Annotated in this window: 20 protein-coding genes, 1 tRNA gene and 1 pseudogene; 18 read left to right on the forward strand and 4 right to left on the reverse strand. The window is 64.1% G+C overall.

What is annotated here, in order from left to right; all coding sequences use genetic code 11:
* Positions 1 to 10 precede the first annotated feature (10 nt).
* Positions 11 to 2,770 (reverse strand): DNA polymerase I, encoded by a 2,760-nt coding sequence (gene polA / locus KAJ83_RS05735; RefSeq protein WP_210681067.1) that lies wholly within the window; start codon positions 2,768 to 2,770, stop codon positions 11 to 13.
* Between the two features lie 28 nt (positions 2,771 to 2,798).
* Positions 2,799 to 3,017 (reverse strand): zinc-finger domain-containing protein, encoded by a 219-nt coding sequence (locus KAJ83_RS05740; protein ID WP_246484266.1) that lies wholly within the window; start codon positions 3,015 to 3,017, stop codon positions 2,799 to 2,801.
* Positions 3,018 to 3,179: 162 nt separating this feature from the next.
* On the opposite strand from KAJ83_RS05740, the gene KAJ83_RS05745 reads away from it, so the two are divergent.
* From KAJ83_RS05745 to KAJ83_RS05775, 7 genes are all read left to right on the forward strand, one after another.
* Entirely contained in the window at positions 3,180 to 4,211 is a 1,032-nt protein-coding gene (locus KAJ83_RS05745; RefSeq protein ID WP_210681068.1) for an ABC transporter ATP-binding protein, read from the forward strand.
* 130 nt (positions 4,212 to 4,341) lie between these two features.
* Positions 4,342 to 5,067, forward strand: coding sequence for an alpha/beta fold hydrolase (locus KAJ83_RS05750; protein ID WP_210681069.1), 726 nt, complete (start codon positions 4,342 to 4,344; stop codon positions 5,065 to 5,067).
* Between the two features lie 226 nt (positions 5,068 to 5,293).
* A complete protein-coding gene (gene pncA / locus KAJ83_RS05755; protein WP_210681070.1) occupies positions 5,294 to 5,920 on the forward strand; it encodes a bifunctional nicotinamidase/pyrazinamidase in 627 nt (208 codons plus the stop codon).
* Positions 5,921 to 6,078: 158 nt separating this feature from the next.
* Positions 6,079 to 7,251, forward strand: coding sequence for an ATP phosphoribosyltransferase regulatory subunit (locus tag KAJ83_RS05760; RefSeq protein ID WP_210681071.1), 1,173 nt, complete (start codon positions 6,079 to 6,081; stop codon positions 7,249 to 7,251).
* A 38-nt stretch (positions 7,252 to 7,289) separates the two neighbouring features.
* The gene (locus KAJ83_RS05765; RefSeq protein WP_210681072.1) at positions 7,290 to 8,582 is read left to right on the forward strand and encodes an adenylosuccinate synthase; all 1,293 of its coding nucleotides are present in this window, start codon (positions 7,290 to 7,292) and stop codon (positions 8,580 to 8,582) included.
* Positions 8,583 to 8,731: 149 nt separating this feature from the next.
* Complete coding sequence (locus tag KAJ83_RS05770) at positions 8,732 to 10,774, forward strand: protein kinase domain-containing protein (RefSeq protein WP_210681073.1); 2,043 nt, start codon at positions 8,732 to 8,734, stop codon at positions 10,772 to 10,774.
* Entirely contained in the window at positions 10,774 to 11,517 is a 744-nt protein-coding gene (locus KAJ83_RS05775; RefSeq protein WP_210681074.1) for a hypothetical protein, read from the forward strand. Before KAJ83_RS05770 ends, KAJ83_RS05775 begins: the two co-directional genes overlap by 1 nt.
* Positions 11,518 to 11,529: 12 nt before the next feature.
* Here KAJ83_RS05775 and rpoH read toward each other — a convergent pair whose 3' ends face one another.
* Both rpoH and KAJ83_RS05785 read right to left on the reverse strand, forming a co-directional pair.
* Positions 11,530 to 12,420, reverse strand: coding sequence for an RNA polymerase sigma factor RpoH (gene rpoH, locus KAJ83_RS05780; protein ID WP_210681075.1), 891 nt, complete (start codon positions 12,418 to 12,420; stop codon positions 11,530 to 11,532).
* A 147-nt stretch (positions 12,421 to 12,567) separates the two neighbouring features.
* The gene (locus KAJ83_RS05785) at positions 12,568 to 13,656 is read right to left on the reverse strand and encodes an RluA family pseudouridine synthase (protein ID WP_210681076.1); all 1,089 of its coding nucleotides are present in this window, start codon (positions 13,654 to 13,656) and stop codon (positions 12,568 to 12,570) included.
* A gap of 87 nt (positions 13,657 to 13,743) precedes the next feature.
* Here KAJ83_RS05785 and KAJ83_RS05790 point away from each other — a divergent pair, with 87 nt between their 5' ends.
* The 11 genes and pseudogenes from KAJ83_RS05790 to accC all read left to right on the forward strand — a co-directional run bounded on the left by KAJ83_RS05790 (position 13,744) and on the right by accC (position 23,221).
* On the forward strand, positions 13,744 to 14,040 hold the full coding sequence (locus tag KAJ83_RS05790; RefSeq protein ID WP_210681077.1) for a DUF6476 family protein: 297 nt from the start codon (positions 13,744 to 13,746) through the stop codon (positions 14,038 to 14,040).
* 10 nt (positions 14,041 to 14,050) lie between these two features.
* Positions 14,051 to 15,097, forward strand: a complete 1,047-nt coding sequence (locus KAJ83_RS05795; protein ID WP_210681078.1) for a threonine aldolase family protein — start codon at positions 14,051 to 14,053, stop codon at positions 15,095 to 15,097.
* A gap of 33 nt (positions 15,098 to 15,130) precedes the next feature.
* Positions 15,131 to 15,754, forward strand: a complete 624-nt coding sequence (locus tag KAJ83_RS05800) for a PAS domain-containing protein (protein WP_210681079.1) — start codon at positions 15,131 to 15,133, stop codon at positions 15,752 to 15,754.
* A 160-nt stretch (positions 15,755 to 15,914) separates the two neighbouring features.
* A tRNA-Glu gene (locus KAJ83_RS05805) sits at positions 15,915 to 15,990 on the forward strand.
* A gap of 81 nt (positions 15,991 to 16,071) precedes the next feature.
* Positions 16,072 to 16,398: a DUF6538 domain-containing protein gene (locus KAJ83_RS05810; RefSeq protein WP_210681080.1), complete on the forward strand. Its 327-nt coding sequence runs from the start codon at positions 16,072 to 16,074 to the stop codon at positions 16,396 to 16,398.
* A gap of 409 nt (positions 16,399 to 16,807) precedes the next feature.
* Positions 16,808 to 17,582: pseudogene (locus KAJ83_RS05815) on the forward strand (IS5 family transposase).
* Between the two features lie 321 nt (positions 17,583 to 17,903).
* The gene (locus KAJ83_RS05820; RefSeq protein ID WP_210681081.1) at positions 17,904 to 18,989 is read left to right on the forward strand and encodes a helix-turn-helix transcriptional regulator; all 1,086 of its coding nucleotides are present in this window, start codon (positions 17,904 to 17,906) and stop codon (positions 18,987 to 18,989) included.
* Positions 18,990 to 19,074: 85 nt separating this feature from the next.
* Positions 19,075 to 19,422, forward strand: a complete 348-nt coding sequence (locus KAJ83_RS05825; RefSeq protein ID WP_210681082.1) for a dienelactone hydrolase family protein — start codon at positions 19,075 to 19,077, stop codon at positions 19,420 to 19,422.
* A gap of 368 nt (positions 19,423 to 19,790) precedes the next feature.
* Positions 19,791 to 20,237 carry a hypothetical protein gene (locus tag KAJ83_RS05830; RefSeq protein WP_210681083.1) on the forward strand — a complete coding sequence of 149 codons (447 nt, stop codon included), beginning with the start codon at positions 19,791 to 19,793 and terminating at the stop codon, positions 20,235 to 20,237.
* An 89-nt stretch (positions 20,238 to 20,326) separates the two neighbouring features.
* Positions 20,327 to 21,145 carry a dienelactone hydrolase family protein gene (locus KAJ83_RS05835; RefSeq protein ID WP_210681084.1) on the forward strand — a complete coding sequence of 273 codons (819 nt, stop codon included), beginning with the start codon at positions 20,327 to 20,329 and terminating at the stop codon, positions 21,143 to 21,145.
* 705 nt (positions 21,146 to 21,850) lie between these two features.
* Positions 21,851 to 23,221 (forward strand): acetyl-CoA carboxylase biotin carboxylase subunit, encoded by a 1,371-nt coding sequence (gene accC / locus KAJ83_RS05840; protein WP_210681085.1) that lies wholly within the window; start codon positions 21,851 to 21,853, stop codon positions 23,219 to 23,221.
* The last annotated feature ends 180 nt before the right edge of the window (positions 23,222 to 23,401 follow it).

Raw genomic sequence — 23,401 nt, forward strand, 5'->3', positions numbered from 1 at the left:
CTTGGCGTCCTCAGTGCGCCTCGGCCCAGCTCGCGCCCTTGCCGCCCTCGACGACGAGGGGGACGGAGATGTTGACGACCGGGCTGCTCGCGCCTTCCATTACCTCGCGGATCGCCTCGATCGCCTCGTCCGCGCGATCCTCCGGTGCCTCGAAGATCAGTTCGTCATGCACCTGGAGCAGCATGGCGACACCCTTCATCGACTCGTGAGCCAGCACCGGCGGGATGCGGATCATCGCGCGTTTGATGATGTCGGCGGCGGAGCCCTGGACGGGCGCGTTGATCGCCTGCCGCTCGGCATAGCCGCGCTGCTGCGGGTTCTTGGCGTTGATTTCCCCCAGATGGATGCGGCGGCCGAAGATGGTCTCGACATAGCCGTGCTTGCGGCAATAGGCGATGGTTTCGTCCATATAGTCGCGGATGCCGGGGAAGCGCTCGAAATACTTGTCGATATAGGCCTTCGCCTCCGAGGTGGAGACGCCGATCTGCCGTCCCAGGCCGAAGGGCGAGATGCCGTAGACGATACCGAAATTGATCGCCTTGGCCTGGCGGCGCACCTCCGGCGTCATCTGGTCGAGGGGCACGCCGAAGACCTCCGAGGCGGTGGCGGCGTGAATATCCTGCCCGTCGAGGAAGGCGTCCCGCAGCGTTTCGATCCCCGCCATGTGCGCGACGAGGCGCAATTCGATCTGCGAATAGTCGAGGCTGATCAGCACCGATCCCTTCGGTGCGACGAAGGCGGTGCGAATCTTGCGCCCTTCCTCGGTGCGGATCGGGATGTTCTGCAGGTTCGGATCGGTGGAGGACAGGCGCCCCGTCTGCGCGCCGGTCATCATATAGCTGGTGTGGACGCGCCCGGTCGTGGCGTCGATATCCTGGACCAGCGCGTCGGTATAGGTGCTGCGCAGCTTCGAGAGCATGCGCCAGTCCAGCACCTTCTGGACGATTTCGTGCTCCGCCGCCAGCGGCTCCAGAACGTCGGAATTGGTGGAATAGGCGCCGGTCTTGGTCTTCTTGCCGCCCTTGAGGCCCATCTGGTCGAACAACACCTCGCCCAGTTGCTTCGGGCTGCCGACATTGAAGTCGGTGCCGGCCAGTTGGTGGATTTCCCCCTCCAGATCGCCGATACGCTTGCCGAAATCCTCCGACATGGCGCGCAGCACCTGGGGATCGACCAGGATGCCGGCGCGCTCCATCGCGGCGAGCACGGGCACGAGCGGCCGCTCGATCGTCTCGTAGAGCGTCATTAGACGCTTCTCCAGGACCATCGGCTTCAGCTTCCGCCACAGGCGCAGGGTGATGTCCGCATCCTCCGCCGCGTAGGTCAGCGCCTTGTCCAGCGGCACGTGGTCGAAGGTGACCTGGTTCTTCCCCTTGCCCGCGACCTCGGCATATTTGATCGGCGTCAGGCCCAGATGCAGTTCCGCCAGCGCATCCATGCCGTGGCCGTGCATCCCGCCCTCCGCCACGAAGGACAGCAGCATCGTGTCGTCGATCGGCGCGACCGTCACCCCGTGCTTGGCGAGGATGGAAAGATCGTACTTGATGTTCTGGCCGATCTTCAGGACCGCCGGGTCCTCCAGCATCGGCTTCAGGATCGCGATCGCCTCGTCGCGCGGGATCTGCGCCGGCGCGCCGCCTTCGGCGCTGTCGCCGAACAGATCGGTTTCCCCCGGGTCGCGGTGGGCAAGCGGAATGTAGCAGGCCCGCCCCGGCTCGGTGCTGAGCGAGACGCCGACCAGTTCCGCCCGCGCGGTGTTGAGATCCGTTGTCTCCGTGTCGACGGCGATGAAGCCGGCCTTCTTCGCCGCCTCGACCCAGTCTTGCAGCGCCTTCTTGTCCTGCACCAGGACATAATCGGCGTCCTTCGGGTCGGGGGCGGTTTCCTCCGCGGGCGCTTCCGCCTCGTCCGCCATCTCGCTCTCGAAGCGGGCGGTCAGGCGCTTGAACTCGTTTTCCTTGAGGAAGGCGATAAGCCGGTCGCGGTCGAGTTCCCGGCGCTTCAGATCCTGGAGCGGCACCTGCAAATCGACATCGTTCTTGAGACGGACGAGCTGCTGGCTGATCCGTGCCTGCTCGGCATAGTCGATCAGGCTCTGCCGGCGTTTCGGCTGCTTGATCTCCTCGGCCTTGGCGAGAAGCGTTTCCAGGTCCCCGAACTGTTCGATCAATTGCGCGGCGGTCTTCACCCCGATTCCGGGGACGCCGGGCACATTGTCCGTCGAGTCGCCCGCCAGCGCCTGAACGTCCACCACCTTTTCCGGGCCGACGCCGAATTTCTCCACCACTTCGTCCGGGCCGATGGTGCGGTTCTTCATCGGGTCCCACATGGTGACCCCGGGCCGGACCAGTTGCATCAGATCCTTGTCGGAGGAGACGATGGTGACCTCCGCTCCCTCCTCGACGGCGAGGCGGGCATAGGTCGCGATCAGGTCGTCCGCCTCGTACCCCTCCATCTCGATCGAGGGGCAGTTGAAGGCCTCCGTCGCCTCCCGGATCAGGGCGAATTGCGGGATCAGTTCCTCCGGCGCGTCCGGCCGGTGGCCCTTGTAGTCGGGATAGATCTCGTTGCGGAAATTCTCCCGCGCGGCGTCGAAGATGACGGCGACATGGTCGGCGTCCGTTTCCTCGATCAGCTTCAGTACCATCTGGGAGAAGCCGAAGACCGCATTGGTCGGCGTGCCGTCCGCCCGGTTCATCGGCGGCAATGCGAAGAAGGCCCGGAAGATGAAACCGGACCCGTCGATCAGGTAAAGATGCTTTGCTGCCATGATATCGGCGCTCGGTTCCGGCGCGCGCTCAGTGATGCCCGGAGGGCTTCGCCCCTTCCTTCAGGACGAATCGCCGGTCGCAATAGGGGCAATCGACCCAGCCTTCCTTGGTCAGGTTCAGATAGACGCGCGGGTGGCCGAGGGCGCCGCCCGAGCCCTCGCAAGAGACGCGCAGTTCCTCGACCTCCACCGTCTCCGGCGCATCGTGCGGCATGGTCTTCGGCGCGGCGGGTGCGGGGGTCGTCATGGCAGGTCTCTCCCGGCTTGGAAATGGAAAGGCGGTCGGCACCCGGCTTGTCCGGGCGCGGCGCACCCTCTATGTAACCCAGCGAACCCGGTTTGGTAAGCCCCGGCGCGCGCGTCGGGGCGACGACCCACCCAGAACGAAACGACGCCCGAGGACCCCCCGATGACGAGCGCGCAGGCGATCGAAGAGGCCCCCCGACAGGATAGCATCGCGGATGACGGCGATGCGCCGGATTACGCGCTGGAGGCGGTCGGCCTCACCAAGAAGTACCGCGCGTCCGGCGGTCAGCCGGGCAAGCTCGCGCTCGACCATGTGGATCTGAGGATTCCGCGTGGCAGCCTCTTCGGCCTGCTCGGCCCGAACGGGGCGGGAAAATCGACCTTCATCAACATCCTGGCCGGTCTCGTCGTGAAGACCGAGGGCACGGCCAAGGTCTGGGATCACGACATCGATACCCAAACTCGCCTCGCCCGGGCCTCGATCGGCGTGGTGCCGCAGGAACTGAACATCGATCCGTTCTTCACGCCGCAGGAACTGCTGGAGGTTCAGGCGGGTCTCTACGGCGTGCCGAAATCCGAACGGCGGACGGAGGAGGTGCTGCGCCTCGTCGGCCTCGACGACAAGCGCAAGGCCTATGCGCGCACGCTCTCCGGCGGTATGCGCCGGCGCCTGCTGATCGGCAAGGCGATGGTGCATAATCCGCCGGTCCTCGTCCTCGACGAACCCACGGCGGGCGTCGACATCGAACTGCGCCGGCAGCTTTGGGAGAATGTGGTGGAGCTCAACCGGCGCGGCACCACCGTCCTGCTGACCACCCACTATCTGGAAGAGGCGCAGGAACTCTGCGACCGGATCGCCATCATCAACCACGGCAAGGTGGTGGCGAACGACGAGAAATCGGCGTTGCTCGGCCGGCTCGACGCGAAGACGCTGCGCTTCACCGTGCGCGAGAAGGTGTCGAGCGTGCCGGACGCGCTCAAGCCCTTCGACCCGCAGATCGTCGCCGCCGACGGGGCCGAGCATCCGTTGACCGAGATGACCGTCGGCTACCGACCCTCCGTCACCAATGCGGGCGATATCGTCGGCGCGATCTATGAGGCGGGGCTGACGCTGGTCGACCTCACGACGGAAGAGACCGATCTGGAGGATATCTTCCTCCAGCTCACCCGCGACGCGGATGCCAGCCGCGCGTAGGACGCACCCTCCGGCCGGACGATCCGGGATCGGGCGCGGTCCGGACATCCGGGCGCCGCGTATCCTGGCGGCCGTGCTGGGGGGGCTTCTCCTTGCCGCCTGCGCCGCCTGCACACCGCGCGTGGAGCCCATGGGGCCGCCGATCCAGCCGCCTTCGCTCGCGGGCGGCGCCTTCACCATGGCCGACGGCTACCACCTGCCCTATCGCCGGTGGGGCACGCCCGGAACGGCGCGGGCGATCGTCCTGGGCCTACACGGCTTCAACGATTATTCCGCCTTCCTGTCGAATGCGGGGCCGGTCTGGGCCGAACGCGATATCGCGACCTTCGCCTACGACCAGCGCGGCTTCGGGGAAACGGCGGGGCGCGGCCTCTGGCACGGGCGGGCGGCGCTGATCGCGGACGCGCGCGCGGTCGCGGGCCTGATCCGGGCGCGCTATCCGGACCGGCCGCTCTTCCTGCTGGGGGAGAGCATGGGTGGTGCCGTCGCCATCGCCGCGGTGTCGGGCCGTCCGCACGCCGCGGTCGCTGGCACCGTGCTGACCGCGCCGGCGGCGGCCGATTGGCAGGGTTTCGCCTGGTATCAGCGCTGGTCCATGTGGGCGGCCGCGCACACGCTGCCCTGGCTGGAGGTGACGGGGCAGGGGCTGCGTCTCCAGCCCAGCGACAATATCGCGATGCTGCGCGCGCTGTCCCGTGACCCCCTGGTCATCAAGCGAACCCGGATCGATGCGCTCTGGGGGCTGCTGCGGCTCGGTGACCGGGCCTTCGACGTGGCGGATAGCTGCCGGCACCCGCGCTGCTGCTCTGGGGCGCGCGAGAGGAGCTTATTCCGGAGCGCGCCCGGGATGCGCTGAATGCCCGCCTGCCCGATCACGTCGACCGCCGGGTTTATCCGGAGGGGTATCATATGCTGACCCGCGACAAGGCGGCCGATATCGTGCTGGCCGATATCGCCGATTGGGTCCTGGCCAAGGCGCCGGACGGACCTCTAGACTGACCGCCAGACGAGGTGAGACGAGGGGCGATGGCCGGGAATACCCAAGGGCGGTATCCCCATCGCGAAGCAGGAGACGGACCCCCATGGCGGCGACGCGCGACAAGACGGCCCTGATCGTGATCGACGTGCAGAACGACTTTTGCCCCGGCGGCGCGCTGGCGGTGGGGGAGGGCGACGCGGTCGTGCCGGTGGCCAACCGGCTGATGGCGGCCTATCCGCTGAGCGTGCTGACCCAGGATTGGCACCCGGCGGACCATGCGTCCTTCGCCGCCAATCATGACGGCGCGGCGCCCTTCTCCACGACCGAGATGCCCTATGGCACCCAGGTCCTCTGGCCGACCCATTGCGTGCAGGAGAGCGCGGGCGCGGCCTTCCATTCCGATCTGGAGACGGGGCGGGCCAAGATGGTGGTGCGCAAGGGCTTCCGCCCGGAGATCGACAGCTATTCAGCCTTCTTCGAGAACGACCGCGAGACGCCGACGGGCCTCGACGGCTATCTGCGCGATCTCGGCATCGGGCATCTGGTGATGCTCGGCCTGGCGACCGATTTCTGCGTCCATGATTCGGTGGTCGACGGGCTCGCGCTCGGCTATCGCGTGACCTTGGTGGAGGACGGTTGCCGGGGTATCGACCTCGACGGCTCGCTCGACGCCGCGCTCGCCGACATGAGGGAGAAGGGCGCGGTCTTCGCGATCAGCGACGCGCTTTAACCCTGATCCCTCCTTCCCCGTAACGCGCACGATGTTCCGCGACGCGGCGGATTCTTGCCCCGCCGGTCGAAACGCGCTAGGCACCCTTGCCGCCGCGCCGGCCCGCTTTCGGGGCTTGGCGGCTTTAGTCGTGCGCGTAAGGACGGACGAACGGACCCATGAACGTCGATGCCGCGAAATCCCTGCTGCCGGATGGGCTGCGCGATCTGCTGCCGCCCGAGGCGGAGCATGAGGCCTGGGCGGTCGCCGCCCTGGTCGGACGCTTCCGCCAGGAGGGATATCAGCGCGTCGATCCGCCGTTGGTGGAGTTCGAGGACGGGCTGCTTGCCGGGCCCGGTGCCGGGACCGCGCCGCACACCTTTCGCCTGATGGACCCGGTCAGCCAGCGCATGATGGGGCTGCGCGCGGATATAACCGTTCAGGTCGCGCGCATCGCGGTCAGCCGCCTGACCCGGCAACCCCGGCCCTTGCGCCTCTGCTATGCCGGGCCGACCCTGCGGGTGCGCGGCACGCAGCTCCGACCCGAGCGGCAGGTGACCCAGGCCGGATGCGAGATCATCGGCAGCCGGTCCGCCGCCGCCGACGCGGAGGCGATCGCGCTCGCCGCCAATGCGCTCGACACCATCGGCGTGCCCGACCTTTCCGTCGATATCGCGTTGCCGACGCTGGCCCCCCGGCTGGTCGATGGGCTGGGCCTCGCCGCCGCCGACCGGGTGGCCGCGCGCGATGCGCTCGACCGGCGGGACGCGGCCGCGGTTCGCGCGCTGGGCGGGGAGGCCGCGCGGCTCCTCGGCGCGATTCTCGATGCCTCTGGCCGCGCGGGACCCGCGCTCGCGGCGCTGCAGGCGATCGACGGCCTGCCGGATGACGGCCGGGCGGAGATCGCGCGCCTCGCCGATGTCTTGCCGCGCCTGGCGGAGGCCGCGCCGGGCCTCGCCGTCACCGTGGACGCGGTGGAGCGGCGCGGCTTCGAATATCAGACCGGCCTCAGCTTCACCCTCTTCGCCAAGGGCGTGCGGGGCGAACTCGGCCGGGGCGGGCGCTATCTGGCGGGCGCGGAGAACGGCGGCGCGGGCGAGCCGGCGACCGGCTTCACCCTCTACATGGATTCCGTCATGCGTGGCGCCCGCGCGGCGACGGCGGAGCCGCGCTGTTTCCTGCCGGCGGAACTGGCGGCGGAGGCCGGACCCCGGCTGCGCGCGGCGGGGTGGGTCACGCTCGCGGGGCTCGACCCGGTCGGCGACGCGCGTGGCGAGGCCCGGCGCCTCAAATGCACTCATTTCATCGATCCGGCCGTGGGCGCCGGGTCCGATCCCCTGCCGGTCGACTGAACGGCCGGCATCGTTCCAGGACGAGGACGAACAGAAGCATGACCAATGTGGTGGTGATCGGCTCCCAGTGGGGGGACGAAGGCAAGGGCAAGATCGTCGATTGGCTGTCGGAACGCGCGGATATCGTCGTGCGTTATCAGGGCGGCCACAATGCCGGCCATACGCTGGTGATCGGCGAGAAGGTCTTCAAGCTGAGCCTGTTGCCGTCGGGCGTCGTGCGGCCCGGAAAGCTGGGCGTGATCGGCAATGGCGTCGTGGTAGACCCCTGGGCCCTGCTGGAGGAGATGGAGCGTGTGCGCGCCCAGGGCGTCGAGATCGATCCGGGAAGCCTGGTGATCGCGGAGAATGCCTCCCTGATCCTGCCGGTTCACCGCGCGCTCGACCGCGCGCGCGAACTGGCGCGCGGCGCCGACAAGATCGGTACCACGGGCCGCGGCATCGGCCCGGCCTATGAGGATAAGGTCGGCCGGCGCGCCGTGCGCATGTGCGACCTCGCCGATCCGGAGCAACTCCGCCGTCGGGTGGACGGGCTGCTGGTCCATCACAACGCGCTGCTCAAGGGGTTGGGCGACGAGCCCGTCTCGGCCGAGGCGTTGGTGCGCGAACTGGAGGCCATCGCGCCGCGCATCCTGCCCTATGCCGGCGTTACCTGGCAGGTGCTGTCGGAGGCGAAGCGCGCGGGCAAGCGCGTGCTTTACGAGGGGGCGCAGGGCGTGATGCTCGATGTCGATCACGGGACCTATCCCTTCGTCACCTCCTCCAACACCGGCGCGGGTCAGGCCGCGACCGGCAGCGGCAGCGGTCCGAATTCGATCGGCTATGTCCTCGGCATCACCAAGGCCTATACGACGCGCGTGGGCAGCGGGCCCTTTCCGACGGAACAGGATAACGAGATCGGCCGAACGCTGGGCGAGCGCGGCCGGGAATTCGGCACCGTCACGGGCCGCGCGCGACGGTGCGGCTGGTTCGACGCGACATTGGTGCGTCAGGCGATGCGGGTCGGCGGGGTGAACGGCATCGCGCTCACCAAGCTGGACGTGCTGGATGGCTTGGACGAGATCAGGATCGGCATCGGCTATGATATCGACGGCCGGCGCTATGACCACCTGCCGGCCTCGGAGGCGCTTCAGGCCCGGGCCGTGCCGGTCTACGAGACCATGGAAGGCTGGAAGGAAAGCACCTACGGCGCGCGCCGCTGGGCCGACCTGCCGGCGACCGCGATCAAATATATCCGCCGCATCGAGGAATTGATCGATACGCCCGTCGCCCTGCTTTCCACCAGCCCCGACCGGGACGACACGATCCGCGTGCGCGATCCGTTCGAGGATTGACCGACGGCGGGGCGGACCGTGCGCCAAGCTGGCGTTCGGCTCGAATCGTGATAGCGTTCCGCCACTGGGATGTGCACTGTTGGAGGATAGGGCCGCCGCGTTCGCGCGTGCGGTGACGGCGGCACGTCGGCTAGGCGGAAAACGGACTGATGGCGCTTAAGGTCAGCGGCGGCAAGGGCGAGGAGGCGGTCGAACCCGGCGGCCCGCTGCTGGTCAAGGACCGGTTCGAGGTTCATCCCGACCATCCCCTTCCGCATCTCGACAATCCGCCGGCGGTGGCGGTGCGCACGACGCATACGCGCGACGGCTCGCGGCAGATCTATGCGCTGGTCTGCGATCCGAAGATGCCGCCCCGGCTCGACATCGTCTCGACCGTGCACCGTGTCGATCATCGCAATCTGCAGCGCGTCGTGGATTGGAGCGTTCTCGACTGGCCACAGGAAGGGCGGCGGTGCCCCGTGGTCGTCATGGAACAACCGCAGGGCGACCGCGTCTTTCCCCAATTGACCGACTGGCGCGCGCCGATGACGGAGGAGGCGGTGACCCGCCTTTTCCTCGCTCCCGTCGTTAGTATTCTGCGCGACATGCATGCGCTTGGCGTGCATCACCGCAATATACGCCCCAACAACCTCTATTTCGTGAATAGCGACGACCGGGAGATGTGTCTCGGCGAATGCTTCACGGCGCAGCCGGGGACCAACCAGACCGCGCTGTTCGAGACCATGGAATGCGGTCTGGCGGCGCCGGCCGGCCGGGGCGAGGGCGGGGCGGAGAACGACCTCTACGCGGTGGGGGCGACGGCGATCGCGCTTTTGACCGGCAAGGTGCCGATGGCCGAGAAGACCGACGAGGAGGTGATGCTGCGCCGTCTCAATGTCGGATCGTACGCCGCGCTGGTGCATAACCAGCGTATCTCGCTGACCATGATGGAGCCCTTGCGCGGCCTTCTGAACGACGACCCGAAGGAGCGCTGGACGCTTGAGGATCTGAGCCTTTGGCTCAATGGCCGTCGTCTCTCGCCCAAGCAGCAGGTGATGCCGACCAAGGCCTCGCGCGCCTACAGCTTCGCCGGGCGGGACTATTTCACCGCCCGCGAGTTGGCGCATGCGATGCACCGGCATTGGGATTCGGCCGTCATGCCGATCCGGGACGGCAGCCTCGATACCTGGCTTCGCCGGGGGTTGAGCGAGGACGACCGGGTCGAGGCCGTGAACCAGGCGAAGGGCGGCGTCGGTCAGCATGACGACGACAAGTTGATCGCGCGGGTGCTGATCGCCCTCGATCCGGAAGGGCCGGTGCGCCTGCGCGATTTCAGCGCGACGATAGAGGGGATCGGCTCCCTGGTCGGCCTGAACGTCCATGATGCCAATGCGCGCACCCTGTTCGCGCGGGTCAACAGCATGGGGCTCGGCCAATTCTGGCTGGAGCAGCAGCGCAAGGTTGATCCGAACCAACTGCGCTATCTCACTCGAATGGACAAGGCCAAGATGGTGATGAACCAGCCCGGCCTCGGTTTCGGGATCGAGCGGGTGGCCTATGAGCTCAACCCGAATCTGCCCTGCCTCTCGCCGCTCTTCGAGCGCGATTATATCGCGACCATAGAGCATCTGCTGCCGGCCTATGAGCGCTTGGCCCAGGCGGTAGAGGCCGGGCGGGTCGATCCCGTGCGCCGGCTGATCGATCGCGATTCGGCCGCCTATATCGGGGTCAATTACAAGCGCCCGAGTGGTACCGAACTGCGCGATATCGAGCGCGAGGGCGACGACCCCCCGGGGCGGATCGCGCAGATCCGGCTGCTCGCCAATATCCAGGACTACATGCACAAGAAGACCGATTTTCCGGCATTGTGCGCGCTCGCCGCGACGATCCTGGAGCCCGCGATAGAGCGGTTCCAGAGCCGGGAACGGCGCGCGCGGGTACGCGACCGGTTGCGCAAGGCCGCGCGGGGAGGCCGGCTCTCGGCGCTGCTCGACGTCGTGGACGATCAGCAGGAGGTCGCCAACGACCAGCGTAATTTCGAGTCGGCGGTGCGCAACTATGCCGCCTCGGTCGAGGAGACGATCCAGGTCAAGCGCGACATCAAGAACCGCTCGCAACTCGCCCACGAGGTCGGCGGGCAACTCGCCAGCACCTTTTCCGCCCTCGGCGCGACCGTCACCGCCCTTATTACCTTCATCGTGTGGTGGTTCTGATGGCCAAGCCGGCGACGAAGGCCAGGAAGGGCGCCAAGGGGGGGCGGAACAAGGGAGGCCGGAACAAGGAGGGTCAGAAGACGCTCGGCGCCGGGAAGCGTTTCCTCGCGCTCTTCATCGCCATCATTCTGGTGACCTTGTTCTTCGACAGCATGATCCTGCTTGCGGCCGGCATGATCCCGACGGGGGTCGCCTATCTGACCGACCGGGGCCCGCGCAAGCATGCCACGCGCACCGTCGCCTGGATGAATCTTGCCGGCTGTCTCATCGTGATCCTTGATCTGTGGGGCGGCGGCGGGTCGTTGGATCATGCGATCAGGCTGCTGATGGACCCGCTTAACTGGGTGCTGATGTTCGGGTTCGCGGGTATCGGGTGGGTGATCTATTTCACGCTGCCGCCGATCGTCTCCGGCTATCTCGCGCTTTCCCAGGAGATGCAGTTGAAGGATCTGGCCAAGCGTCAGAAGGCCCTGGAGAAGGAATGGGGCAGTGACGTGCGCAAGAACGCGCCTCTCGACCGGCTCGACATGATCGAGGAGGAGATCGCGGAGGCGGAGCGCCGCGCCAAGGCCCCCAAGGCATCCGGTGGAGAGGCGACCGATTCCGAAACGGCGGACTCGGAGGAGTCGATGGGGGTCGAGGCGGGCGAGGATCTCACCGACACGCCGGCCGGCCGGCCGGTCGCCGGCCGGCATGGAGTCGCTTCCGGACAGTCCGGCCGCACGCCGGCAAAGGCGGGGTGAGGCGCCGGTGGTCTACGCGCTCTGCAGGCGGCGCTCGAGGGCGAGGTTCTTCATCGCCTTCTGAAGCTTCTCGAAGGCACGTACCTCGATCTGGCGCACGCGCTCGCGGCTGATATCGTATTCCTGGCTGAGTTCCTCGAGCGTCTTCGGCTCGTCCTGCAGTCGACGCTCGGTCAGGATGCGGCGTTCCCGGTCATTCAGGGTCTTCATCGCCTCCTCCAGCATCTCGCGCCGGATCGACAGTTCCTCGGTATTGGCGATCATGGTTTCGTGGCTTTCGGAATCATCCTCCAGCCAATCCTGCCATTCGCCCTCGCCATCGGCGCGCAGGGGGGCGTTCAGCGAGTTGTCGCCACCGGCCAGCCGGCGGTTCATGGACACGACATCCTGTTCGGGGACGTCGAGCTCCTCCGAAATCTGCTTCACGTTCTCGGGCGAGAGGTCACCTTCCTCGAAGGCCTGAAGGCGGCCCTTGATCTTGCGCAGATTGAAGAACAGCTTCTTCTGCGCCGCCGTGGTGCCCATCTTCACCAGCGACCAGGAGTGCAGGATATATTCCTGAATCGCCGCGCGGATCCACCACATGGCATAGGTGGCCAACCGGAAGCCACGGTCGGGGTCGAAGCGCTTGACCGCCTGCATCATCCCGACATTGCCTTCGGAAATCAGTTCCGCCACCGGCAAGCCGTAGCCGCGATAGCCCATCGCGATCTTGGCGACGAGACGCAGATGCGAGGTCACGAGTTGATGCGCGGCCCCACGGTCGTCATGCTCGCGCCACCGCTTGGCGAGCATGTATTCCTCGTTCTGTTCGAGCATCGGGAATTTCCGAATCTCATCCAGATAGCGCTGAAGATTGCCTTCCGGCGTCAGCGTCGGGATGTTCCTGTCGGCATTGCTCATCGGATGCGGTCTCTCCCCGAAGCGAAAGGCGCGCACCCCGAATAGGGCGCGCGTTATGCTGGATAAATGTGCGCGCAAACCCCGATTTTCAAGGGGTTCATGTCTCCACGCGCTGGGATGGCGCGCACGGGCGCTGATGGATTCGCGCTATACCGTGGGCGCTTCCAATGCCTCGATCAGCGCCGCCATGTCGCCCGGCAAGGGGCATTCGAAAGTCATGCGTCGACCGTCCTCGGGATGGTCGAAGGAAAGCTCCGCGGCATGCAGCGCCTGGCGCGCGAAGGTCTCGGCCGCGTCTCGTCCCCGGGGCGATAGGCGGCCGCGTCGCGCCGTGGTCGCCCGGCCATAGACGGGGTCGCCGATCAAGGGATGGCCGATATGCGTCAAGTGGACGCGGATCTGATGGGTGCGGCCGGTCTCCAGCCGGCAGGCGATCCGGCTGGCGCCGAGGCCCAGACGTTTCTCGACCCGGTAATGAGTGACGGCCCGCTTTCCGCCTCCGCTCACGACGGCCATGCGCTTGCGCTCGCGCGGGTCGCGGCCGATCGGGGCGTCGATCGTGCCTTCCGACGGGCTTGGCGTGCCCCAGCAGACGGCGATATAACGGCGTCCGGCGCTATGTTCGGCGAATTGGCGGCTCAGTTCCGCATGGGCGCGGTCCGTCTTGGCGCAGACGATGAGGCCGCTCGTCTCCTTGTCGAGCCGGTGGACGATCCCCGGCCGCGCCACCCCGCCGATACCGGAGAGCGTGTCCGCGCAATGGGCAAGCAGCGCGTTGACCAATGTCCCGTCCGGACTGCCCGGCGCCGGATGCACGGCCAACCCAGCCGGCTTGTCGATCACGATCAGGTTGTCATCCTCATGCAGGATGGTGAGCGCGATGGCTTGCGGGCGCGGGGTCGCGGGTTCCGGCGGGGGCACGTCGATCGTGATTCGCGCCCCGGGTTTGACCGGGGTTTTCGGCTCCTTTACGGTTTCGCCATTGATCGTGACCATGCCGTCGAGCATCAAGGCCTTGATCCGACTCCGAGACATTTCAGGCAGGGCATCGGCCAGCCATCGGTCGCATCGCGTACCGTCGGTCCCCGGAGCGGGGCCTATGGCGGTCCCCGGGGCGGTCCCTGGGGCGGCGACCCCGGTGCTGGCCGCGGCGCCGACCGTCAATGCGATCCGTTCGACGGGGAGGGGCGGGTCGTCCGCGTCGGCATGGTCCGTGTCGGCATGGTCTGTGTTCATGGAGGTTCCGTTCATGTCCGGCACTGGGCGCCTCGCCGTGCGTGCCGCTGGGCTCGCCGCTGGGCTCGCCATCGAGGAAGGGGAACAATGCAGGCGTTGAAGGCCCTGGTTATCGGCATGGGCGTCCTGCTCATCCTGGGTGTTGTCGGCTTGGTCTACGCGATCGTGACGGATGCGGGCAAGAAGGTTGCCCCGTTGGCCGGCGCGGGGACCCCGATGCGGGTGGAACTTCCGGCCGGATCGGCGGTGAAGGGGATTCATCCGGATGGGGACCGACTCTATCTCCATCTGGAAACCGGATCGGGTACGCGTATCCTGATTTTGGATAGTGCCACCGGTCGTGATCTGGGCAGCATCGATCTGGTGCCCGGCGGTGTTGAATAGGGCGAGGGACATGAATTTCTGCTCCGACAACGTGACCGGCGCGGCACCGGAGATTCTGGCGCATCTGAGCGCGGTCAACGCCGAGCCCATGATGCCCTATGGCGAGGACCCGGTGACCGCGCGGGTGGATGCCGCGCTGGCCGCCGTCTTCGAACGCGCGCCGGGGACGATGGCGAGCTTTCCGGTCGCGACCGGAACGGCCGCCAACGCGCTGTGCCTCTCCGCCGTGGTGCCGCCCTATGGCGCGGTGCTGTGCCATCGAGACGCGCATATCAATGTGGATGAGTGCGGCGCGCCGGAGCACTTCACCGGCGGGGCGAAGCTGATCCCGCTCGACGGCGCGGCGGCCAAACTGACGCCGGAGACGGTGGCCGAGGCGCTGGCCGCCGGATGGACGGGCGTCGTCCATCACGCGCAGCCGGCGTGCCTGTCGATCACCCAGGCGACGGAGGCCGGCGCCGTCTACACCCCGGACGAGGTGGCGGCGCTGGTCGATGTCGCGCATGCCCATGGGCTGATGGTTCATATGGACGGTGCGCGCTTCGCCAACGCCCTGGTCGCCGTGGGCTGCGCCGCCGCCGACATGACCTGGCGGGCGGGGGTCGATCTGATGAGTTTCGGGGCCACCAAGAACGGTGCCCTGGCGGCGGAGGCGGCCATTTTCTTCCGGCCGGAACTGGCGGAGAGCATCGCCTTCCGGCGCAAGCGGGCGGGTCATCTCTTCTCCAAGATGCGTTTCCTCTCCGCCCAGTTGGAGGCCTATCTGGCCGGGGACCTGTGGCTGCGCAATGCGCGGCATGCCAACGCCATGGCCGCGCGTCTGGCCTCCGGGCTGGTCGACGTGCCGGGCGTATCGCTCGCCGATCAGGTGGCGGCGAACGAGTTGTTCGTGCATTTGCCGGATGGTTTGGCGGCGCATCTGCGGGCGCGGGGCTTCGCCTTCTATCCCTGGACGGCGGGTGGGGCCGACTGCTACCGCTTCGTTACGGCATGGTGCACCGCCCCGGCGGACGTGGACCTATTGATCGAGACGGCGCGCGGCTCGGCTGCTGCTTGAGAGGGCACGGTCTTCGAGGCGGGTGGTTCGGACATGGCCGGCGTGGCCGATCTGGAGCATTCGGAGTACGAGGAGAAACCGTTGGGCGCGATCGAGAGCGAAAGCTTTGGTGGCCTGGCGCTCGACCATGTGCGCGGAGAGGAATTGCGGCGTTTCGCGGCCAATTGGGTCGCGGTGCGCGGTGGCCGGCTCATGCCGATGCGGCGGGATTTCGATCCGATGGCGGTGCCGCGCTTGCTAGGGCGGCTCTGGCTTTGCGATTTCCTGCCGGCGGAACGGCGTTTCATCTATCGATTGGCCGGGGAGGACATCAACGATGTCTATGGCCGCTCACTCAAGGGCCTCGATCTGGAACAGGTGATCACGGCCGGCTCCTATGCCAATATCCATCGGCGGTTGCTCGCCACGGTCGAGACCCCGGGTATCGTCCATGTGATCGGTCGGATCTATATCGACAGCGATCGTCTCCTGGTGGGGGAACGGCTGATCCTGCCGCTCGCGAACGAGGCGGGGGAAGCCCGTTTCGTGCTCGGCGCGACGGTGGTCGAGGGTGATTGGGAATGGGACGAACGCGCGACCGTCGGCGCGCCCAGCCACTATGTCGCGACCCTCACACCACTCGACGGCGGGTCCGCCAAGCCTCTGCCGGGGGCCTGAGGCGGACTGAAGGAGGGCTGGCGCCCACCGGACCCGTTCTCCCTGGGGGGAGGGGGCGACCGTGCCGCGTATCATTTGGCTTGATCACAGCCCGGCGATCCGTTAGAACCCGCGCCGTCCCCGGAGGCGGCATGGTCCGCCCGATGGAACAACCGGCCAAGCTCCCTTCGTCTAGTGGCCTAGGACGCCGCCCTCTCACGGCGGAAACAGGGGTTCGAGTCCCCTAGGGAGCGCCAGCGCCTTTCCAAGCGCTTGATATCCCAAAAACCCCATATTACGGGGCATTGCGGCTTTCGCGGTGCTACAAAGCACGCTTTATGCGTGGTCTCACCAAACGAGGAAATACCTTCTGGTTCCGTCGTGGCGTCCCGCCCGGTCTGCGCGCGTCGATTGGTGCGCGTGAGATCACTCAACCGCTCAAGACAACTGACAAGAAGGTCGCGGAGCGGTGCTGTGCCGAAGCCTGGCTCGCGTCGGAGGAAAGGCTTGATGAAGCGCGCCTGGCGGCCAAGCGATCCGCGATCGGACAGGAGGATGAGCTTCTCGAGGATTGGTTGATGGGTCATGTCTCTCGGTGGTGGGAAGAGCACATAGGAACATTCGATCCTGACCACGGATCCCCAGAAGTTCGAGGACACGACTGAGGCGCACGCCGCGCGCTATAAATTCTCCGACCAGCACCTTCAGCAGTTTCGTGAAATCTGCCAAGAAGAACACTTTGGTCAGTTCGGTTGCTACCCAGGCGAACCATTATCCGCACGGGACCGTCCTCGTTCTCCACAGCAATCTCGAGACTCGTTGGGACATGTGGCCCAGTACATCGGCGAGACGAACAGCCAGACGGAGCCGCGACTGAGCGAGCTGCTCGAGCGGTACGTGCTCGCGAAAGAGACAGATGGCGGTACACTCACTGAATGGCGCCGAGCATTCAGGTTGCTCATCGACATTATCGGCGATCTCAAACCATCAGAAATTAGGCCATAAACTCATAAACAGGATTCCCTTTTCGCCGGTTTTGTGCTTCACGTTTTTCCTCTTTGCAGAGGAGGAACGATGAGCCGCCGCCGCTATGACCTGACGGATTTCGAATGGTCCGTGATCCAGCCGTTGTTGCCGAACAAGCCGCGCGGGGTGCCGCGTGTCGACGATCGCCGGGTGTTGAACGGCATTCTTTGGCGGTTCCGGACGGGCTCGCCCTGGGCGGACATCCCGGAGCGCTACGGCCCCTACACGACCTGCTACAATCGCTTCGTGCGGTGGCGGAAGGCCGGGGTGTGGGATCGGCTTTTGGAAGAGATATCCAGGGCCTATGACGGCGATATCATCATGATCGACAGTTCCTGCGTCCGCGTCCACCAGCACGGTGCGACGGCAAAAAGGGGGATTCGGACGATGGCCGCATGGGACGTTCCCGTGGCGGTCTGACGACGAAGATCCATGCCTTGGTCGATGCCGAGGGGCGTCCGGTCGCACTCGACCTGAGCGCCGGTCAGGCCCACGACGGCACGGCGGCCGAGAGCCTACTGGAATGGCTGGGGACGGCGCTATCCTGCTTGCCGACAAGGCTTACGACAGCAACGCCATTCGGGAATTCGCCACGGCGCGCGGCGCCTGGGCCAACATCCCCGCCAGAAGCAATCGGAAGGAAACCTTCGCCTTCAGCAAATGGCTCTACCGCCAGCGCAATCTGGTCGAGCGCTTCTTCAGCAAGCTCAAGCAGTTCAGAGGCATCGCCACGCGCTATGACAAGAAACCCGAGAACTTCCTCGCCGCCGTGAAACTCGCCTCAACGCAGATATGGCTGCGAAATTATCAGTCTACGGCCTAAATTAAGTTTCATCAGGACCGCTTCTCTCAGGATATCGGAAAAATCTGGCATTGGAGCCGCCGTCCGTTCCTGACCCGGAGCGAACTTTCAACCGTTTTGCTGCTCGGAACAAACTCTTTCCGCGGCGCCTTACGTCCTTCGCGACAATTCTCCAAAAAAACGCATTCGAACCTCACCAATTTTAGGAAATTGTGCTTTAATACATGGGGAAATCTTTCGACTCTGCATGCTCATTTAAGCGCTGATCCCGAAATAGGAAAAAAGCCACTACGGTCAAGCATGAAGCCAAAGAGCGAACTTCGTCTAGGTATACTAGAAAAAGTGACTGAGGCCGCGTTGGATGACCGCCTTTGGAAAGAGGTCATGGAAGATTTACGCGTCGAATTATCGGGCAGTCACGGGATCATTTTCACACCTGACGTCGATCCAACCAGTGCTGGCGGAATATGGAGCAGTCCGACCATCAGCCCCACCGATGTTTCCGAGTATTTACAATATTACCATGCGAAGGATTTGTGGACCGTTCGAGGACTAGAAACCGGAATGATAAAAACCGGCCGTATCTTCGTCGGGCAGGAAGTGGTCAGCGACCAAGATTTCGTTGAGTCTGAATTTTATCAGGATTTCATGCGTCTCCTCGACGCAAAGAACCTGCTCACCGCTACTGTTTTTGATGGTACGAGTGATGTTCCCCGCGTCATGATGAGTATATTTGCGGGCAATCAGTCCGATCCATTTGCAAAGGATGCGGTCGAATTCTATCGGTCCATTATTTCAGGTGTCCAAAACAGCATCGCTCTTCGGCAAAGATTCAAGACATTTGAAGACAAGTCTTTGTCGTTCGAGTTTTTGTTTAATTCCATACAGACGCCATCGTTACTAGTAGACGACTCTAGGCGAGTCATAGCAATTAATGCCGCTGCAGAAGGTCTTTTGACGTCGACTGATGATTTTTTCGTCAGATCCAAGCTCGCGTGCTGGTGTCCAAATGATCAGAGGAAATTGGACGCGGCGTTCCATCGTGTCAGCGAGGTTGGCACCGTTGAGCGGGAAAGATCAGCCGTTGTTACGGTTAAGAGCAAATACTCGACGACACCCTATGTCATCGATTTCCGCACCGTTCCGGGAAGTCGGGACGTTTTTGGGCGAACGCCCTGTGCTATGATTTGCATTTCGTCTACGCGCCCGACAAACATGGAGCACATTTCCGCAGTCTGCGACTTCTACGGTCTGACCAAGGCGGAAAAGGCTCTTTGCCTTCGGTTGCTCAACGGTCACTCCTTAATTGCATCCGCGGAACTGTTGGGAATTACCGAAGGTACGGCACGACAACGTCTCAAGACAGTGTTCAGCAAGACCGGTACCCGCTCGCAAGTTGCTCTGAATAGTCTGTTCAGATCTTTCTAAAGATCACACCGCACGCCTCCCAATTGGGAGTTCTCCGTCGATCAATCCCACGATCATAATTGCGCGGCAAGACTAGGAGGCGGGCATGTATGGACGGATTCTATCCGTATTTTCAGCGATCATTATCGCTGGATGTGTCAGCAACCATCGAGTGGATAGCTGGCCTTCACCAAATGGCAAGGCAACATCGCTCAAGGCCGAGTACCGCCCGTTGGAGGGGGAAGATCCTCGCCCGGCCGTTATTCTATTGCACGGTTGCGGTAGTTGGTATGGCGACCGCTTGGGGGTGTGGGGCGAATGGTTTCGTGAGCGTGGCTATCACGCGTTGGCCGTCGACAGCTTTGAAAGCCGCGGCTACACGGATGGGATTTGCAGGGATTTGGGACGGGTACCGTATTTCAATCGCGTAAGCGACGCCTATGGCGCGCTTTAACTGGTTGGCAAAGCGCTCTGAAGTAGATGGCGGACGCGTGGTGCTCATGCGTGCGGCTCCTCAAGGAGCATAGAGCCATCTTAGGTTTAGAGAGGCGCCTGGTTCGCGCTGAAACATTGATCTTTCTCCGCTGCAGCTTCGGAGCGGTTAGTCAGCTTAGCGAACCGACCGGATTTTGACGTGCAGGCGTTTTCAAGATTGGGGGACTAAAAATGCAATTATGGAAGAATGCGCGTTTCGCAACGCTGAGCCTCTTGTGCGTACTTACGGCATGCGCGGGAGTTAAAACTGGGCCCGTCTCAGAGCTGATGCCGCCAGCACCGCCGCCTACCTATAAGATTGGTGATCACTACCGATACAGTATTGCGGTGCTCGAGGACGAGCAGACGGTTGTCGACCAAACAGCGGAAGCCGCAATCATAGAATCGACGGTATTCGGCCGCCTTAAACAACCGCGTGCGTTTAGCAATCCACGAACCTGGAGCGGCGCGGTCGCATCAAAACTGTCGGTGGATATGGAGGGAAATCTGGACGCTCTGTTTCCTCTAGAGGTTGGTAAGACAGTAAGTGCGCGCGGCACGTCCCACTACAAGGGACGCAGTAGCCCGTTCGAACGAACCTGCGTCGTCGAGGATCAGTTGAAGATCACGGTGCCTGCCGGCGCGTTCGATACTTTCAAGGTCGACTGCCGAATTCGGTTCCGTCAGGGCGGCTACACGGTCACGTTCTGGTACGCGCCCTCGATCCACCATTTCGCCGCCTTCAGCGACCATGGAATCTTTCTCCTACTCGACTATCGGCTCGCGGAGAACTAGCGCCCAAACTAATGACCCTTGCCCTGCGAAAGGACACGGATCCCATCGCGTCGCCGCCGGCACGTGCCGGCTCACCGGGAGTCGAACGAATGTTGAAGATGCTCTGCAAGCTTTTGGCAATTTTCTACATGGCTGTTTTGGGCGGCTGCCAGACGATGGGACCGAAGATCACCGACCTCTCGGATGGCAGGACCGGGCAGGTCTACTACGAGAGTTATCTCGACAGTGACCTTACCTTGACCGGCAGTGTGCAACTTCCGGAATCGGTGAGCGGCCCCGTGCCTGCAATAATTCTGGCGCATGGTTCAGCCGGTGTCGGATACAGAGAATCGACGTGGGGCAGCTTCTTCCGAGAGAAAGGCTACGCCACAATGGTCATCGATATGTTCGGGCCGCGCGGTTTCAAACCGATGTCCGGGCCCAATGTGGGCGGGTACGACGACATCATAGATGCCTTCAATATCCTGAAAACACACCCGATGATTGACCCTGATCGAATCGCCGTCATGGGATGGTCGTTTGGTGGCGGCAATGCGCTAAACGCTGCCTCGATGACAAGGCGACGAGGGGAGGGCCATGCACTCAAGGCGTTCGTTTCTTTTTATCCAGTTTGCGGCGTCTCGGCAGTTCCTTTTATCGGAGAGGAAGATGCGAAAATCCTAGTCGTGATTGGCACCGAAGATACCTACACCGAGGTATTTCAGTGCGAAAGGATCGTCGAAAAAGGGAAGCAGGATGGACGGGACGTTCAATTGATCGTCTACGAGGGCGCATATCACGGATTTGATGGCAACCTAAATACGACGTTTTTTCACGGAAAATTTGGACGGCAGAGAGTCAAGCCGAGCGCAACAATAACTATGCGTGCCCGTCGAGACGTACTTACCTTCCTGGAAGCTAGTATGTGAATGGATGTGAGTTGCAAGTTGTCAGCATATGGCTATGCACAGACATTGGTTCCGGCAAAGCGATATTCTGTATTCGGCATAGAAGCAGACAGAGCGCATTTCATCGTATGCGTCGTGCAGGCGCTTTGTGCTATACTAATGACCCTCGCGCCGATGCTGACCACCGCCCGAAAATGATACAAAATCATGCTACAAGGCACGTTCGAGGGAAGGGGCAAGGTATTATTTTAACATATAAATTTTTGACGGACGCAGCATCCTCCTAGGGAGCGCCAATTTCCCACGACCGATCCATTCATGTGACTCGTTGAGGGTCGACGGGTCCGTTCCGATTCGTCGATAAGTCGGGCCGTTTGGAAAGCGCTCCCCATTCGGGACGCGCGGCACCGGGCGGAGTAATCGAGCGTTACATCCAAGGTCTCGAATCATTCGCCGCCGGCATGGCACGTTCCGTGCGCGTGATGCGCCCGTGTCGATCACCCCCCTTCCGTCGTGACCGAACGCCGGCGTGTTCCTTCCCCTCTTTGTCCGATTTCGTCCGTGTGTGGCGTGAGGCACATCGCGCTTCCGTCCATGCCGCGAGAATTTCGTGGCTGGCCCCTTGCATGATTTATGGTCTTAAAGATATAAATCATATAAATGTATAAGCGATGACGTTCGGTGCCGACCGGCGCCCGGCGTCCGAGACAGTAACGGGAGGAAATCATGGCGCTTCGCCGTATTCTGGTCGCGAACCGGGGCGAGATCGCCCTTCGCGTCATCCGTGCCTGCCGCGATCTGGGGATCGAGGCGGTGCAGGCACATTCCACCGCGGATGCCGACACGTTGCCGGTCCGGCTCGCGGACGCGGCGGTCGAGATCGGTGGTCCCAAGGCCACGGAAAGTTATCTGAAGGGCGATGCCGTGATCGAGGCGGCCAAGCGAATGGGCGCCGATGCGATCCACCCAGGCTACGGCTTCCTGTCCGAAAATGCCGCCTTCTCCGATGCCTGCGCGGCGGCGGGGCTCGTCTTCATCGGGCCGAAAGGGTCGGTCATCGACCTGATGGGCAACAAGGCGGCCGCGCGCGACGTGGCGCGGAAGGCCGGGGTGCCGGTGACCCCCGGTTCCCAGGACCCGGTATCGGACCCGGCGGAGGCGTTGAAGGTCGCGCGCGATGTCGGTTTCCCACTGCTGATCAAGGCGTCGGCGGGCGGTGGCGGCCGCGGCATGCGCGTCGTCGAGTCGGAGGACAAACTGAAGGAAACCCTGGAAAGCGCCGCGCACGAAGCGTCGGTCGCCTTCGGGGACGGCTCCGTCTATATCGAGAAATATCTGTCCGACGTCCGCCATGTCGAGGTTCAGGTCTTCGGCGACGGCAAGACGACACTGCATTTCGGCGAGCGCGATTGCAGCACCCAGCGCCGACACCAGAAGCTGGTGGAGGAAAGCCCGTCCCCGGCGATCACGCCGGAACTGCGCGAGGCGATGACGGCGGCGGCCTGCGCGCTTGGCGATCAGGTCGGCTATGAGGGGGCGGGCACGGTCGAATTCATCGTCGATGCGGCCACCCAGAGCTTCTACTTCATCGAGATGAACACCCGCATCCAGGTCGAGCACCCGGTGAGCGAGGAAGTCTCCCGCGTCGATCTGGTGAAGCGCCAGATTCAGCACGCCGGCGGTATCGCCCCGGCGCTCCGTCAGGAGGATATCCGCCTCGAAGGTCATTCGATCGAATGCCGTATCAACGCGGAGGATCCGGAGAAGGGGTTCATGCCAAAACCCGGGCGGATCGAGACTTTCACCCTACCGGCCGGGCCGGGCATTCGGGTCGATACCCATGTCTATCCCGGCTATCAGATGCCGCCTTTCTATGACTCGCTGTTGGCGAAGGTCATCGCCACCGGCCGTGATCGGGACGAGGCACTGGCGCGCATGCGCCGCGCGCTCGGCGAGATGAAGGTGGAAGGCGTGCCGACCACGATCGGCTTCCACCAGAGGCTGCTGGACGATCCCGCCTTTCTCGAGGGCCGGGTCCATACCCGCTATCTCCGCGAGGAGATGTATGCGGGCCATCGCATGCAGCAAATGCTCTAGGCGGCGCGCGGCCGGCCGGCGTCACCCCCGGGACCCTGTTCCACGGACCCATCCCGGAGCCGTCCGGGTGGTGGGCGGGTCCCGGTTGACGCGCTTGTGACTTCAATATGATATATATGAAATAGTTGTTTCCGACGGCATGACGGCCCGATGGGCGGGCCCCATTGGCGACTCCGACGA

Origin of the sequence: Marivibrio halodurans (assembly GCF_017963645.1) — a bacterium.
GTDB lineage: Bacteria > Pseudomonadota > Alphaproteobacteria > UBA8366 > Aestuariispiraceae > Marivibrio > Marivibrio halodurans.